The organism is Streptomyces aurantiacus, from assembly GCF_027107535.1.
Lineage (GTDB): Bacteria > Actinomycetota > Actinomycetes > Streptomycetales > Streptomycetaceae > Streptomyces.
Window position 1 is genome coordinate 552,049 of sequence record NZ_CP114283.1, and the last position, 16,986, is coordinate 569,034.

Here is a 16,986-nt window from a genome sequence, read left to right on the forward strand (position 1 = left end):
TGGTGCGGTGCCGGTGTGGCGCGTCCGCCCGTGTCGGTGGGGGGTCGGGGCCGTGCCGGTACGTCGAGCCCGCCGCCTTCCGGGTGTACTGCCCCACGACGGAATCGTTGGGGTTGTCTGGAGGAGCCCTATGCGGCGGGCTGCGACGTACCGGCACGGCCCGCTCCCGTGCGTCCGCGGCCGCGGACCGTATCGGCATGGCTCGCGCCGTGTCGGTACCGGCCCGCTCCCGTGCGTCGGCGGCCTCGGGCCGTATCGGCAGGGTTTGTGCCCTATCGGTACGGCCCGCTCCCGTTCGGCGGTGGCCGCGTGTTCTGTCAGGCCGCCGGTGGGATCGCGTGGCCGAAGCGCAGGAGGTTCGCCGGGTCGTAGGTGTCCTTGGTGTGTTGCAGGCGGCTGTAGACCTCCGGGGTCCAGGCGCGGGCCCTGTCCGTGTCGTCGCCGGGCGTGCCGTGGATGTTGACCATGGTCCGGCCCGTTCCGTACGGGGCCATCGCCGTGTGCACTGCCACCGTGGCCCGCTCCACGGCCTCGGCGGCCGCCGGACTGGGCGTGACGGCGACCGTCTCCAGCAGGTACTGGGCGTCCCGGGCGCAGACCGCGTCCTCGACCGCCGGGGGGCGGGCCAGCGCGCCGCCCATGTGCCGCAGCTGGACGACCAGCAGGGGGCAGTCGGTGGCCGCGGGGCCGGCCTCGTCCAGGAGCGTCCGTACGGCCTCGGGAGGCAGCTCGCGCTGCAGGGTGCACGACTCCCTTGCGGGGAGCGGGTCCTGCGGTTCCGCGTAGATCTGGTCCACGGCGGTGTAGTCCATCTCCGCCACCGTGTCGACGACCACCGGTGCCGCCGCGCGGATGGGTTCGAGCAGGCGCTCGCCCTCCGCCGGGTCACCGGTCCAGGCGATCGCCACGCGGGACCAGAAGCGGCCCCGCAACGGCTCGGGGATCTGCGGCAGAGGCGGCAGACGCAGCAGCCCGAACGCCGAGCACATCTCCTCCGGGAGCGGGGACGACGTCCACTTCGCGTACGCGGTCAGCAGGGCCTCCGCGTCCTCGCCCGCGCAGTAGAGCGCGCCGCCCAGGATGCGGGACACCGGGGGCAGCTCGCACACGAGTGAGGTCACGATGCCCACGTTGCCCTTGCCGCCGCGCAGCGCCCAGAACAGTTCGGGCTCGTGGCCGGCGTCCACCTCGTGGAGCGTGCCGTCGGGCGTGACGACCTGGAAGGAACGGACCAGGTCGGACGCGTACCCGTACGGGCGGCCGAGCACCGGGAGGCCGCCGCCCAGGGTGTAGCCGATCACTCCGGCGTCCGTCGACGAGCCGTTGAGCGCGCCGAGGCCGTGCGGTGCGGCCGCCTCCAGGACGTGCCGCCACTTCGCTCCGGCGGAGACCGTCGCGGTGCGCTCGCCCGGGTCGACGCGTACGTCGGTCATACGGGAGGTGCTGATCAGCAGGCCGTTGTCGATGGGGTAGTTGGCGCCGTGGCCCGTGGCCTGGACGGCCACGGGGGTGCCGGTGGCGCTCGCCCAGCGCAGGGCGGTCACGATGTCGGCGGTGCCGGTCGCCCCGACGACCAGGTCGGGCGTGTGCGTCGCGGCCAGGTTGAAGCCGGTCACCTCGTCCGTGTAGCCGTCGTCGCCGGGTCTGAGGACCGGACCGCGGATGTCCGAGAGGGCGAACAGGTCAGGGGTGGGATGTGGGGCGGTCATCGCGTCCTCCTTGAGCGCGTGCGGGTTGCGCGACGGAGGGACGGCGGCGGTTCTGCGCGAAGGGAGAGGCCGTCGGGGTCCTTGTTCCCCCAGGATGGACCCGGGGTCTGCGGGGCGCATTCGGGAGCCGTCGGCACCGACGAGGAGTCGGCAAAGGTGGTCCTGGGGCGGGCGTAGCGTAGGTGCCATGACGAAGTACGGATCCTTCCCCGGCGCCCGCCCGCGGCGGCTGCGGACCACCCCCGTGATGCGGCGCATGGTCGCCGAGACCCGGCTGCACCCCGCCGACTTCATCCTCCCCGCCTTCGTGCGCGAGGGCGTCGCCGAGCCGGTGCCCGTCGCGGCGATGCCGGGCGTCGTGCAGCACACCCGGGACAGCCTGAAGAAGGCGGCCGCGGAGGCGGTCGCGGCCGGAGTCTCCGGGATCATGCTCTTCGGCGTGCCGGAGGAGTCGAAGAAGGACGCGGCCGGTACGCCCGGGACCGACCCCGAGGGGATTCTTCAGGTCGCCATCCGCGACGTGCGGGCCGAGGTCGGCGACGAGCTGCTCGTGATGTCCGACCTGTGCCTCGACGAGACCACCGATCACGGACACTGCGGTGTGCTGGACGCGGAAGGGCGCGTGGACAACGACGCGACCCTGGAGCGGTACGCCGAGATGGCTCAGGTGCAGGCCGACGCGGGCGCCCACGTCGTGGGGCCCAGCGGGATGATGGACGGCCAGATCGGCGTCGTCCGCGACGCCCTCGATCAGATCGGGCGGGAGGACGTGGCGGTGCTGGCGTACACCGCCAAGTACTCGTCCGCCTTCTACGGGCCCTTCCGGGAGGCCGTCGGCTCGTCGCTGAAGGGGGACCGCAAGACCTATCAGCAGGACCCGGCGAACGTCCGGGAGTCCCTGCGGGAGCTGGCCCTCGATCTGGAGGAGGGGGCCGACATGGTGATGGTGAAGCCGGCCGGGCCCTACCTCGACGTCTTGGCGCGTGTCGCGGACTCCGTGGACGTGCCCGTCGTCGCCTACCAGATCTCCGGGGAGTACTCGATGGTCGAGGCCGCCGCCGAGAAGGGGTGGATCGACCGCGACAGGGCGATCATGGAGACGCTGACCGGGATCAGGCGGGCCGGGGCGCGGAACATCCTCACGTACTGGGCGACCGAGGCGGCTCAGAAGCTTCGCTGACGCCAGTTCCGCCGACGGCCGGTGGCCTGTGCCGCCCGCCTGGTCCCGGCCGCCCCTGGGGCCGCGCCGTCAGGCCTTCAGCAGCTCCACCAGGCGGGAGAGGCCGTCGTCCGCGTGGCCCTCGGTGACCGCCCGGTCGAGCAACTCCCGCATCGGGGCGAAGAGTTCGGGGCGTACGCCCTGGTCGGCGAAGGCGGTCAGCAGGTTCGGGAACGCCGCCTGGTTGACGGCCAGGCTGGAGACGTCGGTCATGTGGCGGCCGGTGTCGACCGCCTCGGCCGTGCCCGGGACCAGACCGGCCGTCATGGCGTTCAGCCAGTCCGAGAGCAGCGGGGCGAACTCCCGGGCCTCGATGCCCTGGGAGCGGATCAGGGCGAAGGACTGGGCCACGCCCATCACCATGCCGTACATGCCCGTCAGCAGGGACAGGTCGTAGAGGGCCGCCAGGCCCGGGTCCGTGCCCGTCCAGCGGGTGCCGCCCAGGGCCGCGAGGGCCGGCCGATGCGACGCGTACGCCTCCTGGTCGCCGCTGTAGAGGACGTACGCGGCGGGGGTCCCGATCATCTGGGGCACGGCCATGATCCCGCCGTCGACGTACCGGATGCCGTGCTCCTGCGCCCAGAGCGCGAACTTCCGCGCCTGCGCGGGGGTTCCGTTGGTGACGTTCACCAGGGTGCGGCCCGCCAGCGCGGTGGTGTGCGGCTGGAGGAGCCCGGTCACGTCGTCGTACGTCGTGAGGCAGACGACGACCAGTGGGCTCGCGGTGACGGCCTCGGCCGGGGTGCCGGCCGGTGTCGCCCCCTGTGCGGTGAGCGGGCCCGTTCTGGACCGGGTGCGGTTCCAGACCGTGGTGGGGTGGCCGGCCCTCAGGAGGGCGGCCGCGAGTGCCGTGCCCATGAGGCCCAGGCCGAGGACGGTGACGGGGGTCTGTGACGAGTGGTGGGGTGCCATGACGACCATGCTGGTCGGGGGCCCAACTCGCCACAAGTACCCACTAGTTGGTCAGGTGCTTACCTCTTGGTGAGTGAGGCGGGCGCATGCGGCCGCTGAGTGGGGCCGCCGCTCGGTGTCACCAGGTGAGGGCGTTGTCCATCGTCGACTGCCAGTACGTGACCTGGATCGAGTCGTCCACGTACACGCCCTTCGCGGGGAGCGACGGGTTCTGAACCCTCTCCGAGCCCTTGAGGTGGAACGTCAGCGACTTGGCCGTGTAGCCGTTGGAGCCGCTGCCGTCCGCCGCCGACAGGAGCACGCCCGCGTATCCCGACTCGCCCGGAGCCAGCGTGGTCACCGCCTGCGGCTTGGAGTCCTCGAAGACCGGCGGTACCGACTGGGCCTCGCCGAAGCGGACGGCCGGGTAGCCGGTCAGGTTGCAGTTCTTCGAGCCGGTGTTGGTGACGGTGAGGAGGAGGTGGTTGAGGGGGCGGGAGACCACGGTGGCGGTCGTACGGACGTTGGTGCAGGGAGTGAGGGCGGAGTCCGAGTCCGCCGAGCCCGAGGAGTTCGTCGTGCCGGGGGAGGCCGTCGTGCCGTTCGAACCCGTGGAGCCCTGCGTGCCCTTGTCGCCGCCGGACGCCGATCCCACGGCGTCGGCCTGCCCCGCGCCCTTGGAGCTTCCCTCGCTGCCCTTGGGCGAGGGGGTCACGGACGAGGAGTCGGCGCCGGCCGACGCGCCCTCGTCGCGAACGCCCTCTCCGTTGTTGCACGCCGTCAGCGTCAGTGCGGCGAGCGCGAACGTGGCAGCGGCGAGCATACGGGTGCGGGTGGTGCGTGCGGACATGAGTGATCCCCCTGATGCGGTACGGGTGGTGGCACGGACCGCTCGACCGGGTGCCGGGAGCGGCGTGCTTGGATGGCCCAAGCTTGTGCGGCGACCCGTCCCGGCCGCCACACCTGTCGGGTTCTTCGGGACGCTGGAACGGCTGCAACGGCTCTGACCTGGGGGAACGACCTCCCCCTGGAACGGGGGTCCGGGACGCGAGAAGAGGGAGAAACGGTGGCGGGGGACGAGTTCACGGAGCTCTTGGGGCAGTTGAAGGAGCGGTCCGGGCTCAGCTACGGGGTGCTCGGGAAGCGGCTCCACACGAGCGCGTCCACGCTTCACCGGTACGTCAACGGGGATGCCGTGCCGACGGACTACGCGCCCGTGGAGCGGTTCGCGCGGGTCTGCCGGGCCACGCCCGAGGAACTGGTGGAGCTGCACCGGCGGTGGGTTCTCGCGGATGCGCGGCGGGGACAGAAGCAGGCCGGGAGCGGCGGCTCCGGAGCTGGGGCCGTGGCCGGGTATGGCTCTAATTCTGGCTCCGGGGGCGGTTCTGGTGCCGGCTCCGGCTTCGAGGGCCGGGCTGTGTCCGCCTCTGATGCCGATGCCGATGCCGATGCCGACAGCACGGCCGTCACTCCGGCCGCTTCTATGGTCCCTCTTGGTTCTCCGGTCCCTCCGGCTTCCTCTGACGTTCCGGTCGCCCGGCGGCGGCGTACCGTCGCCCTCGCCGGTGCCGCCGTGGCCGCCGCCGTCGTGTCCGCGGCGCTCGTGGTGAATCTCGTGCCGGGCGGGGACGACGACGGCAAGGGCCGGAAGCAGTCGGTGGGGGCGGCCGAGTCCGCCGACGGTCGGCCGGAGGCAGGTGAGTCCGCCGACGCGAAGAGCGGGTCTCCCTCACCGTCCGCCTCGCGGTCCGCGAGCCCCACACCCTCCGTCTCGTCCTCCGCCTCCCGGGCCGGCGGGGCCGGGGCGACGCGGCGCGGTGGCCCCGCGGCCGCGGACGGCGCCACCGCGCCCACCGTCGCCGTCAACCCGTACAAGTGGGAGGGCCCGTGCAGCCAGCACTACCTCGTCGACCGCAGGGCCGAGCAGGTGCCCCCGCCTCCGAGTGAGCCCGACGCGCGCGGGTGGGTCAACGCGCTCGGCGGGGTCGCCGCCGGGCAGCAGATGCTCGCGGTGACCGTCCAGGGCACCGGAAAGGCCACCGTCGTCCTTGAGGACCTGCACGTGCGGGTGGTGGACAAGAGCAAGCCGCTCGCCTGGAACGACTTCGCGATGGGCGTCGGATGCGGTGGCGGCGTGGAGACCACGTCGTTCGGTGTGAACCTCGACGCCGGGCGGCCCGAGACCTCGCCCAAGGCCGGACAGCGCGACTTCCCGTACAAGGTGAGCGAGTCCGACCCCGAGGTCTTCTACATCTTCGCGGACGCCCGGACGCACAACGTGAGCTGGTTTCTGGAGCTCGACTGGTCCAGCGGCACGCAGACGGGTTCCGTGCGGGTCGACGACCGCGGCAAGCCGTTCCGGACGAGCGGGAACGTGGGGCGGCCCGCGTACGACTTCCCGCTCGGCGACTCCGAGTGGGGGCGGAACGAGTACGAGCCCGACGTGCCCGGCTGAGCGGCCGCCCTTTCCCGGATCGGCGTCCGGCAAACCCGGCCGGCGTGATCCGTTCGATGGAACTTGGATTCAGGGCACTATCAAGTCGCCCTGGGAGTTAGGTTGTTGCTCGTTGACTGACGCGACTCTCCAGGGAGAGGCTCTATGCCCGGTGATGCTCTCAGCCAGGACCCCGCCGAGCTGAGAAGGAGGATCGACACCACCAAGGCACACCCGGCCCGTGTCTACGACGTCTTCCTCGGGGGCAAGGACAACTACCCGGTGGACCGGGCCGCGGCCGCCGCCGCGCTCACCGCCAACCCGCGCGGCTACCTCGACGTCCGGCACAACCGCGACTTCCTGCGCCGGGCGGTCAACACACTGTCGGGCGAAGAAGGCGTCCGGCAGTACCTGGACATCGGCACCGGGCTGCCGACCCAGGAGAACGTGCACCAGATCGCCCAGCGCATCGCCCCCGACTCCCGGGTCGTGTACGTCGACAACGACCCGGTCGTCCTCGCCCACGCGCGCGCCCTGCTCACCAGCGGGCCCCAGGGCCTCACCGACTACATCGACGCCGACCTCGAGAACCCGGCCCAGATCCTCGAAAGGGCCGCGAAGACCCTGGACTTCGACCGGCCGGTCGCCCTCGCGCTCGTGGCGGTCCTGCACTTCGTCGAGGACGAGAAGGCCTACCCGATCGTGCGTGAGCTGATCGAGGCCCTGCCCTCGGGCAGCCGGCTCGTGCTCAGCCATCTCACCGAGGACCTCAACCCCGAGAACATCCGCGCGGTCCAGCGGACGTACACCGAGCGCGGCTTCACCTTCGTGCTGCGCTCGAAGGCGGAGGTCGAGCGGTTCCTCACGGAGAACGGGCTGGAGATCGACGCGCCCGGCGTGGTCCCCGCCCACCACTGGCGGCCCGACGACGCGGCGCCGGTGCCCGAGCCGCCCGAGGCCGGCTACCTCGACGAGCTCGACGACATCGAGAAGGTCCGGTACCGGGACATCAACGACGTGACGGACGCGGACATCAACGTGTACGCGGTCACCGGCCGCAAGCCCTGAGTCCCGCTCCTCAGTTCCACCGGAACGACCAGGAGGGTGCGCCGAGCACCTCGCGCTCGGCGTACGCCCGCAGGGAGGCGTGGCCGCTCTCCGCGACGGTGTCCGGGCAGAACGCGTAGTGCTCGGCGGCGACCGCCTCGGCCTCGGCCGGGGTACGGGGCGGGGCCGCGACGGAGACGACCAGCTGGTCGAAGGTGAGCGCCACGACCCGTATGCCGAAGCGGTCCTCCCAGGAACGCAGGACCGCGCACAACCGCGCCACGTCGCTCGTGAGGCCGACCGGACCGCACCAGCCGAGGGCGGCCGGGATGTCGGCGCTGCGGCGGGCCGGTACGAGCGCGAGCCGGGCCTCCTCCAGCCGTCCCGTGCCGCCGAGGAGGGCGTCCGTCACCTCGGCCGCCCGGGCGTCCGGGTCGGCCGCGGGCTCGCCCGCCGAGGCGAGGCCGGGCCAGTCGGCGTCCTCCGCCTCCGCCGCGAACTCCTCCCAGAGCTCCGCGAGCACCTCGTCGGCGTCGTGGTCGCCCGGATACGACGCGAGGTCCGGGTCCAGCCCCCACTTGTCCGGGTGTGATTCGCCGGCCGTGCTCCCGCCGACCAGGACCGGACACAGGCCGGCCGTGCGGCGCGCGGACGTCAGGCGCAGCCAGTCGCCCGGTGCCGCCCGGGCGTCGGCGCGCCACAGCAGCGGTTCGTCCCAGGGGCCCTCGACCGTCGTGTCGAGGAGGGCACCGGGCGGAAGGTCGAGACCGAGCGAGCGGCCGGTCGGATCGGCCGCCAGCTTCGGCAGCTGGTTCGGAAGAGTCGCCATGCACGTGACTGTAGGGCTCGTCACCGACAACGGCGTGGGCGACCGTCTCCGGCGACAACCGACGCGGCGCCGCCCTGCGCGGGCCCGGCGCCGCGGCCCGTCAGTCGGTGCCGAACCAGGTCTCCGCGAGCGAGTCCAGCGTCGGCTTCGGCGGCTTGGGCAGCAGGCTCAGGTACCAGGGGAGATTGCTGTAGACGTGCAGCAGCGTGTACGCCATGAGCGTGTGCGGGTCGAACGGGGCGCGCCCGTACGCCTCGTAGAACCGCTTCAGCAGCCGGGGCTGCCCGCACGCGACGAACAGGCCGACACCCACGAAGTCGTAGGCCGGATCACCGACCATCGCGGGCTCGAAGTCGAACAGGCCCGTCAGGCGCCAGCCCTCCGGGTCCACGGTCAGGTGCTGGCGCATGAACTCGGTGTGCAGCAGCACGCGTCGTGCCGGGGTGGCCAGCGGCACCGAGCTCAGGAACCACGGAATCTGCTCCAGCCACGCCTGGGACAGTCCGGCCTCGCGCTGCTGCGCCACCGCGTTCGCACGCTGTGAGTCGACGAACAGGCCCCAGTCGGACGGACCGACGAAGCCCGCGAGCGGCGCCGGACTCAGCGCGTGCAGCGCTGCGAGGGTCTCACCGGCCTCCGTGACGATACGGTCCTGCTCCGCCGCCGGAATCCGAGGCCAGGCCTCCGCGAGGCTCTCGCCCGGCAGCCGGGACATCAGGACGAAGGACCAGCCGTTCTTGTACGCGCCGGCCGAGTACAACTGCGGTGTCGGGACCGGCAGTTTGCCGTACACATGGCTGAGCATCCGCTCCTCGCGCCTGGCGTCGAGCTTCTCGAAGGCGGGGAACAGCTTCAGGACGTGCGCGGCGCCGATGGAGTACACCGGCAGCGAGCCCTCGATGAAGCGGACCATCGGTTTCGGGACCAGACCGAGGCGCTCGCACAGGTCCGCGACGGCAGGTCGCAGCAGTGCCTCGTCCCGGACGACGTCGTCCAGTTCTTCGCCGGTCTCAACGAGTGGCAGCATGGCTGGTGGACACCCTCCGGCCGGCCGGGGTGAAGAAGGGCAGTGCAGTGCTCATCGCGCTCCCAGCGTGCGGTCCAACAGGGCTCTGGACTCCCCGAAGTTGGGGTTTGGCGCCCCGCAGCATCGCATACTCCGGGGTGCGCCCGGACACCTCAACCTTTGGCCATCACTCGTACGGACGGACACCTCGGAGCGAGTGAGGACAGAGGCATATGCGGGGCGGGACCCTGTGGCTCAAATGCCGTGCCACAGGGCCCGCCGACCGGCCGCGAGGCCGATCACCGCTAACTCGAAAGCCCCTCTGACGTGTACGCCTTCAATACCCCTTCACCCGAACGGGTGTGGGTCGACCGGCGTCGGTCAGAGGCGCCCGGGCGTCCTGATGCCGAGCAGCGCCATGCCCTGGTGGAGCGTGCGGGCCGTCAGGTCGACGAGGAGGAGACGGTTCTCGACGACCTCCTTCGGGTTCGCGTCGCTCAGCACCTGGCACTGGTCGTAGAACGTCGTCAGGTGCGACGCCAGCTGGTACAGGTACGAGGCCAGCTTGTGCGGCTCGTACCCCGCGGCCACGTCCAGGAGCAGCTCGCCGAACTGGTCCAGGTGCAGACCCAGCGCGCGCTCCGCCGGAGCCAGCGCGAGCTCCGGGTGGGCCAGCGGACGCGCGTCCCCGGCCTTGCGGAGGATCGACTGGATACGGGCGTACGCGTACTGGAGGTACACGCTCGTGTCGCCGTTCAGCGACACCATCTGGTCCAGGTCGAACTTGTAGTCCCGGACGGCCGACGTGGAGAGGTCCGCGTACTTCACGGCGCCCACACCGACGAACCGGCCGTTCTCGACGATCTCCTCCTCGGTCAGGCCGACCTTCTCGGCCTTCTCACGGACCACCGTCGTGGCACGGTCGATCGCCTCGTCCAGCAGGTCGACCAGCCGGACCGTCTCGCCCTCACGCGTCTTGAACGGCTTGCCGTCCTTGCCGAGGACCGTGCCGAAGGCAAGCTGCTGCGCCTTCGTCTCCCCGCTCAGCCAGCCCGCCCTGCGTGCCGTCTCGAAGACCATCTTGAAGTGCAGGGACTGGCGGGCGTCGACCACGTAGACGAGCGTGTCCGCCTTGAGGTCGAAGACACGGTTCCTGATCGCGGAGAGGTCGGTGGCCGCGTAGCCGTAGCCGCCGTCCGACTTCTTCACGATCAGCGGGACGGGGTTGCCGTCGGGGCCCTTGACGTCGTCGAAGAACACGCACAGCGCGCCCTCCGAGCGGACCGCGACACCCGACTCCTCCAGGAGGCGGCACGTCTCGTCCAGCATGTCGTTGTAGCCCGACTCGCCGACGATGTCCGCGTCCCGGATCTCCATGTCCAGCTTCTCGAAGACCGAGAAGAAGTAGACCTTCGACTCGTCCACGAACCGCTGCCAGATGGCGAGGGTGTGCGGGTCGCCCGCCTGGAGGTCGACCACCCTGCGGCGCGCCCGCGTCTTGAACTCCTCGTCGGAGTCGAAGTGCGTACGCGCGGCCTTGTAGAGGCGGTTGAGGTTCGACATCGCCTCCTCGCCCGTCTCCGCGGTGTCGTCCCCGGCGGCTTCGCGGTCCAGCTCGTGCGGGTGCTCGTCCAGGTACTGGATGAGCATGCCGAACTGGGTGCCCCAGTCGCCGATGTGGTGCCGCCTGACGACGGTCTCGCCGACGAACTCCAGGATCTGCACGACCGCGTCACCGATCACCGCGGAGCGGAGGTGGCCTACGTGCATCTCCTTCGCCACGTTCGGCTGGGCGTAGTCGATGACCGTCGTGCCCGGGTGGTCGGTGAACGGCACGCCGAGGCGGCCCGCCGGGTCCGTGGCACGGGCCGCGAGGGTCTCCGTGATCGCCCGGTCCGTGATCGTGATGTTCAGGAAGCCGGGGCCCGAGACCTCGATGTCCTCGATCAGGTCACCCTTGACGACCCGGTCGACGACCTGCGTCGCGAGGTCCCTGGGGTTGGCCTTCGCCTTCTTCGCCAGGGCGAGGATTCCGTTGGCCTGGAAGTCCGCCCTGTCGCTGCGTCGCAGCAGCGGGTCCGCGGTCGCGGTCTCCGGCAGGGCTGCCGTGAGCGCGTCCGACAGGCGCTGGTGGACGTGGGCGGTGAGGGACGTGACCGAGGCCATGGAATGGGTGCCGTTCTCCTCGTGGGTATGGATCAGCCCAGTATCCCACGGGGGGTAAAGGGGTTTTCGCCCCCGCCGCCCCTGCTCGTTCCCGCCACCTGCTCGAGGGCGCAGCGCGACAGGGGAGGTCTGAGGGCGCAGCCCCAGGGACGGGAAGGGCAGGGGCGCCGGGGGCGAGGAAAGCCGTTTTCGTGGATGAGGGCGTAGCTGGGAGAATGGGAAGGGTCAGCCGTGCGAACGTACCGCCGGCGCATGACACCTCCTGAGGAAAGAAGGACGTGCCGATCGTGGCTCAGAGCACCGAGACCACCGACTGGGTCTCCCGTTTCGCGGATGAGGTCATCGAGGAGTCGGAGCGCCGAGCCCCGGGTAAACCCGTCGTCGTCGCGTCCGGACTGTCCCCCTCCGGTCCCATCCACCTCGGCAACCTGCGCGAGGTCATGACCCCGCACCTGGTCGCCGACGAGATCCGCCGCCGCGGCCACGAGGTCAGGCATCTGATCTCGTGGGACGACTACGACCGGTACCGGAAGGTTCCGAACGGCGTCCCCGGGACCGACGCGTCGTGGGCCGAGCACATCGGCAGGCCCCTGACCTCCGTGCCCGCCCCGGAGGGCTCCCCGTACCCGAACTGGGCCGAGCACTTCAAGGCCGCCATGGTCGACGCCCTCGCGGAGATGGGCGTCGCGTTCGACGGGATCAGCCAGACCGAGCAGTACACGTCGGGCGTCTACCGCGAGCAGGTCCTGCACGCGATGAAGCACCGCGGCGACATCGACGCGATCCTCGACCAGTACCGCACCAAGAAGGCCCCCGCGAAGAAGCAGGGCCAGAAGCCCGTCGACGAGGCGGAGCTCGAAGCCGCCGAGGGGTCCGGCGCGGCCGCCGAGGACGACGGCACCGGATCCGCCGGGTACTTCCCGTACAAGCCGTACTGCGGTGGCTGCGGCAAGGACCTCACCACCGTCACGTCCTACGACGACGACACCACCGAGCTGGCGTACACCTGCGCCGAGTGCGCCTTCTCGGAGACCGTCAGGCTGAGCGAGTTCAACCGCGGCAAGCTGGTGTGGAAGGTCGACTGGCCGATGCGCTGGGCCTACGAGGGCGTCGTCTTCGAGCCCAGCGGCGTCGACCACTCGTCGCCCGGGTCCAGCTTCCAGGTGGGCGGGCAGATCGTCGGGAGCATCTTCGGCGGCAAGCAGCCCATCGGACCCATGTACGCGTTCGTGGGGATCTCCGGGATGGCGAAGATGTCGTCCTCCAAGGGTGGGGTCCCGACTCCGGGCGACGCTTTGAAGATCATGGAGCCGCAGCTGCTGCGCTGGCTCTACGCCCGCCGCAGGCCCAACCAGTCGTTCAAGATCGCCTTCGACCAGGAGATCCAGCGGCTCTACGACGAGTGGGACAAGCTGGAAGGGAAGGTCGCCGACGGGTCCGCCCTCCCGGCGGACGCCGCCGCCCACGCGCGCGCGGTCGGCACCGCCGCGGGTGAGCTCCCGAGGACGCCCCGGCCGATGGCCTACCGCACGCTCGCGTCCGTCGCCGACATCACCGCGGGCGCCGAGGACCAGACCCTGCGCATTCTCGGCGAGCTCGACCCGGCCGCCCCGATCACGTCGCTCGACGAGGTCCGGCCGCGGCTCGACAGGGCCGAGGCCTGGATCAACACCCAGGTCCCCGCCGACCAGCGGACCGTCGTGCGGGACGAGGCCGACGCGGAGCTCCTCAAGTCCCTCGACGACCAGGGCCGCGCGTCACTGCGGCTGCTGCTCGACGGCCTCGACGCGCACTGGTCGCTGGACGGGCTCACCCATCTCGTCTACGGCGTTCCCAAGGTCCAGGCCGGCTTCTCCGCCGACGCCACCCCGAAGGAACTCCCGGCCGAGATCAAGGTCGCCCAGCGCACCTTCTTCGCCCTGCTCTACCACCTGCTGGTCGGTCGTGACACCGGCCCGCGCCTGCCCACCCTGCTCCTCGCGGTGGGCCAGGAGCGGGTGAGGAAGCTGCTCGGCGAGTAGCCCGCGCCCGTACGCGGAGGGGGCGCCCGGAGATTTCCGGGCGCCCCCTTCCACGTACAGGCACCGCGTGCCGCGTACAGGCACGGCGTGGGCGCCTGTGCCTACGCGATGTGGTCTTCCTGGAGTATCGCCGTGTGGCGGTTGGTGAAGCGATTCACCATGCGGTCGGCCTCGCGCTGCGGAAGCTTGATGCCGTACGTGGCTTCCACGTCACCCCTGAACTGGCCCGAGGTCGGATAGCTGCCGTCTATCGACTTCTTGAAGACCAGGTAGTAGTCCTCCTCGGTCGGCTCCGTGCCGCCACCCGCACCCAGCTCACGGGTACGGCCCGGGCCCGCCGGGATCGGGAAGGTGCCGGTGTCCTCCGCGGAGGGCTCCGGGTCGGGGACCGACGGCTCCTCGTACTGCTGCGGGAAGGTCTCCTGCTGCTGCGGGACGGTCTCCTGCTCGAACCGCCGCCGGTCCCGGAACTGCCGCTGGTCCTGGAACCGCTGCTGTTCCTCGAACTCCTCGGCCTGCTGCTGTTCCGAGTACCACTCGGTGTACGCGGCTTCCGGGTCGTACGTCGGGTCGTAGCCGCCCTGGTACGCGACGGACTGGGGGTCCCGGGCATGGAGCCACGGATTCTGCGGTTCCGCCTGGTCCGGCTGCTCGGGAAAGTCCTCGTCCTCGGGGGCGGGACGCTGCGCCTGGGCACGTGCCGGGTCGTTCTCCAGGGCGGGCGCCGTCACGGGGGCGTGAGCGCCCGCGGCGGTGTCGGCCCGCTCCAGGGCCGGCTGCGGCGCCGGGGGCAGCAGCGCGGGCTCGATGCCGGCCGCCGCGAGGCCGGCGGGTGCGGTCTCGGCCAGCGGTACGCCGTAGCGGGCGAGGCGCAGGGGCATGAGGGACTCGACGGGGGCCTTGCGGCGCCAGGCCCGGCCGAAGCGGGACCGCAGCCGCGCCTGGTAGACGAGGCGTTCCTGTTCGAGCTTGATGACCTGCTCGTAGGAGCGCAGTTCCCACAGCTTCATGCGGCGCCACAGGAGGAAGGTGGGGAGCGGGGAGAGCAGCCAGCGGGTGAGGCGCACGCCCTCCATGTGCTTGTCGGCCGTGATGTCCGCGATCCGGCCGACCGCGTGCCGGGCCGCCTCCACGGAGACCACGAACAGGACCGGGATGACCGAGTGCATGCCCACGCCCAGCGGGTCCGGCCAGGCGGCCGCGCCGTTGAACGCGATGGTCGCCGCCGTCAGCAGCCACGCCGTCTGACGCAGGAGCGGGAACGGGATCCTGATCCAGGTGAGGAGCAGGTCGAGTGCGAGCAGCACACAGATGCCCGCGTCGATGCCGATCGGGAAGACGTAACTGAAGTTGCCGAAGCCCTTCTGGAGGGCGAGTTCGCGAACCGCCGCGTAGGAACCGGCGAAGCCGATACCGGCGATGACGACCGCTCCGAAGACGACCACCCCGATGAGGATCCGGTGCGTCTTGGTGAGCTGCAGAGGCGCGGCCACCGTACTCCCCTCCCATTACGACCTGTTGCGCGCAACAGAGTGGCACATGTGTACGGGGTGCGGGCGCCCGGTACGGGTCGGGCCCGGCCTCCGTGAGGGCCGGGCTCCCGCAAATGTCCTGGTCCGGCTAGCTCTTCTTGGCGGCGGACTTGCTGGGGCTCGTGCTCAAGTCGGAACCCTGGCCCGGGCTCGCGCTCTTGTCGGAGACCTTGCTCGGGTTCGGGCTCGCGCTCTTGTCCGAACCCTTGCTCGCGCTCTTGCTCGGGGTGGAGCCGGCGCCCGATCCGGCCCCGTCGCCGCCGCCGTTCGCGGTCACGACCGCCTGCACGGCCTCCTTCGCGGCCTTCTCCACCGCCTTCGACAGATCGGCGGCCTTCGGGGCCTTGTCACCCGCCAGACCCGCGCCGTTGTAGTCGACCGTCACGACGACGTTCTCGACCCGCGTCACGAGCGTCTGCTGCTTGAAGGTGCCTTCCTTCTTCTTCAGGTCGTACGTCACCAGCGTCGCCTCGTTGCCCGTACCGGACACCGGCTGCGACTTGGTGTCCTTCGCGCCGTCCACCGAGCGTGCGTCCTCGGCGTGCTTCGCGTAGTACTCGGAAGCGAGCTTCTCGCCCGTGCCGCGGCTCTGGTCCGACTCGAAACGCAGCAGCGACACGTTCAGCCAGCGGAACTGCGAGCCCTTCACACCGTTGTTGTCCAAGCTGTCCCAGGAGCAGTTGCCACGCGTCGCCACGTCGTCCGACGTGCCCTCCTTGCCGGACTTGGCGCCCTCCGGGACGAGCTCCTTCAACGTCTTCGACGAGAACACCTTGCAGGTCTCGGGAAGCTTCGCGTACGTCGCCTCCTTCACCGCCGCCGCCTCGGTGGCGGCGGGCGACGCCGAGGAGCCGGAGTCCTTCTTCGCGTCGTCGCCGGAGCCGTCGCCGGAGTCCGAGGAACAGCCGGAGGCGACGAGCAGCACCGGGACGGCGGCCGCGCCGACCAGGATGCGGGTGAGTCGCTGACGGTGTCGCTGTACGGGTCGGTGCATGGTTCCTTCACTCAAGACGCTCGGGTGTACGTGCGAACGGCCGTGTTCGTTGCCGGCCGCACTCGGTCGGGTCCGAGGAGCCACCGTACGCCGAACGGGACACACGTGACTCGGGTTCCACCGAGGGAGGGCCGCCCGCCGGACCCCTCTACTCGTTGAACGTCTCGGCGAGCTGACCCGCCAGTTTCAGTGCCCTGTCCTGCATTTCCTCGCTGCTCGGAACGTCCGTCGTGGTCGCCGGCTGCTCGTCGTACTGGATCGTCACGACGACGTTGGACGTGCGGAACACCACAGTCACCGTCCGCTGCTGGGAGGTGTTCAGGGAGTCGTGGAGGAACGCCTCGTTGCCCAGGTCGTCGAGCGTGCGGGGCTGGAGGGCGGTGGAGGTGGAGCCCGGCGCGGCGTTGTCGGAGGGGCTCGCGGAGGAACTGCTGCCGGCGCTCGCGTCGTCCGGGGTGCCGGACTCGCCGGCGCCCGGGCTCGATCCGGAACCGGTCTCCTCCGAGGAGGACCCGGAGGGCGACGAATCGGGCGAGTCGGACGACGACGCGACCGGCTCGGGGATGTCCGCCGCCGTCTCCTTCTCCAGGTAGATCGCCGTGGTGCGTTCGTCGTCGCTGACCGCGTTGTCGTACGAGACCACCCGCTCGAAGTCCACCAGCAGGTGGTCCGTCGCGCTCGCCGACTCCGCCTTCCAGCGGCAGCCGACCTTCCGGTCCGTGTCGTACGTGGGTGTCGCCGTGCCCTCGTACGCCTTCTCGCGCTGCTCCTCGTCCGTGACCTGCTTGATGCCCGGCAGCAGCGAGTCCAGGGTGCTCTGCGACACCGCGCCGCACGGCTCGGGGAGGGTGCGGTACTTGCCCGGCTGCGGTGCGGCGGCGGTCGTCGCCGTGTCGCCCGGCTTCGGGTCGTCCTCGCCGCCGTCGTCCGACGATCCACCGGTGCAGCCGGCCAGCAGCACCGCGAGGAGCGCGGCGACGCCGGATACGTACGCCTTCCGCTGCACGGTGGGGCTCCTCTCGACAGGCCGCTCCACCTGCTCGCGACCAGGGTGTCCTGTGGTTATTCGGTTGCCGCCCGGGGGCGGCACCTGGAGACAATGTGTATCGCACGCAATGCCGTGGACGCCGGTCCGTTG

At 71.0% G+C, this 16,986-nt stretch carries 13 protein-coding genes; 4 read left to right on the forward strand and 9 right to left on the reverse strand.

What is annotated here, in order from left to right:
* Positions 1-317: 317 nt before the first annotated feature.
* Positions 318-1,709: an FAD-binding oxidoreductase gene (locus O1Q96_RS04140; protein WP_269246898.1), complete on the reverse strand. Its 1,392-nt coding sequence runs from the start codon at positions 1,707-1,709 to the stop codon at positions 318-320.
* Positions 1,710-1,896: 187 nt separating this feature from the next.
* Between O1Q96_RS04140 and hemB the strand changes: the two genes are divergently transcribed.
* Positions 1,897-2,889: a porphobilinogen synthase gene (gene hemB, locus O1Q96_RS04145; RefSeq protein WP_269246899.1), complete on the forward strand. Its 993-nt coding sequence runs from the start codon at positions 1,897-1,899 to the stop codon at positions 2,887-2,889.
* A gap of 69 nt (positions 2,890-2,958) precedes the next feature.
* Here the strand turns inward: hemB and O1Q96_RS04150 are convergent, their stop codons facing one another.
* Positions 2,959-3,840 (reverse strand): NAD(P)-dependent oxidoreductase, encoded by an 882-nt coding sequence (locus O1Q96_RS04150; RefSeq protein ID WP_269246900.1) that lies wholly within the window; start codon positions 3,838-3,840, stop codon positions 2,959-2,961.
* A gap of 118 nt (positions 3,841-3,958) precedes the next feature.
* Positions 3,959-4,669, reverse strand: coding sequence for a DUF4232 domain-containing protein (locus O1Q96_RS04155; protein WP_269246901.1), 711 nt, complete (start codon positions 4,667-4,669; stop codon positions 3,959-3,961).
* 216 nt (positions 4,670-4,885) lie between these two features.
* Here O1Q96_RS04155 and O1Q96_RS04160 point away from each other — a divergent pair, with 216 nt between their 5' ends.
* Both O1Q96_RS04160 and O1Q96_RS04165 read left to right on the forward strand, forming a co-directional pair.
* Positions 4,886-6,274: a helix-turn-helix domain-containing protein gene (locus tag O1Q96_RS04160; RefSeq protein ID WP_269246902.1), complete on the forward strand. Its 1,389-nt coding sequence runs from the start codon at positions 4,886-4,888 to the stop codon at positions 6,272-6,274.
* A gap of 144 nt (positions 6,275-6,418) precedes the next feature.
* The gene (locus O1Q96_RS04165) at positions 6,419-7,321 is read left to right on the forward strand and encodes an SAM-dependent methyltransferase (protein ID WP_269246903.1); all 903 of its coding nucleotides are present in this window, start codon (positions 6,419-6,421) and stop codon (positions 7,319-7,321) included.
* Positions 7,322-7,331: 10 nt separating this feature from the next.
* Here the strand turns inward: O1Q96_RS04165 and O1Q96_RS04170 are convergent, their stop codons facing one another.
* The 3 genes from O1Q96_RS04170 to argS form a co-directional block, all read right to left on the reverse strand.
* Entirely contained in the window at positions 7,332-8,129 is a 798-nt protein-coding gene (locus O1Q96_RS04170) for a DUF4253 domain-containing protein (RefSeq protein ID WP_269246904.1), read from the reverse strand.
* Between the two features lie 100 nt (positions 8,130-8,229).
* Complete coding sequence (locus tag O1Q96_RS04175) at positions 8,230-9,156, reverse strand: phosphotransferase family protein (protein WP_269246905.1); 927 nt, start codon at positions 9,154-9,156, stop codon at positions 8,230-8,232.
* 360 nt (positions 9,157-9,516) lie between these two features.
* Positions 9,517-11,301 carry an arginine--tRNA ligase gene (argS, locus tag O1Q96_RS04180; RefSeq protein ID WP_269246906.1) on the reverse strand — a complete coding sequence of 595 codons (1,785 nt, stop codon included), beginning with the start codon at positions 11,299-11,301 and terminating at the stop codon, positions 9,517-9,519.
* A gap of 278 nt (positions 11,302-11,579) precedes the next feature.
* On the opposite strand from argS, the gene lysS reads away from it, so the two are divergent.
* A complete protein-coding gene (gene lysS / locus O1Q96_RS04185) occupies positions 11,580-13,322 on the forward strand; it encodes a lysine--tRNA ligase (RefSeq protein WP_269246907.1) in 1,743 nt (580 codons plus the stop codon).
* Between the two features lie 101 nt (positions 13,323-13,423).
* Here the strand turns inward: lysS and O1Q96_RS04190 are convergent, their stop codons facing one another.
* From O1Q96_RS04190 to O1Q96_RS04200, 3 genes are all read right to left on the reverse strand, one after another.
* Positions 13,424-14,815: a DUF2637 domain-containing protein gene (locus O1Q96_RS04190; RefSeq protein ID WP_269246908.1), complete on the reverse strand. Its 1,392-nt coding sequence runs from the start codon at positions 14,813-14,815 to the stop codon at positions 13,424-13,426.
* 127 nt (positions 14,816-14,942) lie between these two features.
* Entirely contained in the window at positions 14,943-15,848 is a 906-nt protein-coding gene (locus O1Q96_RS04195; protein ID WP_269246909.1) for a DUF3558 domain-containing protein, read from the reverse strand.
* A gap of 148 nt (positions 15,849-15,996) precedes the next feature.
* The gene (locus O1Q96_RS04200; protein WP_269246910.1) at positions 15,997-16,854 is read right to left on the reverse strand and encodes a DUF3558 domain-containing protein; all 858 of its coding nucleotides are present in this window, start codon (positions 16,852-16,854) and stop codon (positions 15,997-15,999) included.
* Between the last annotated feature and the right edge of the window lie 132 nt (positions 16,855-16,986).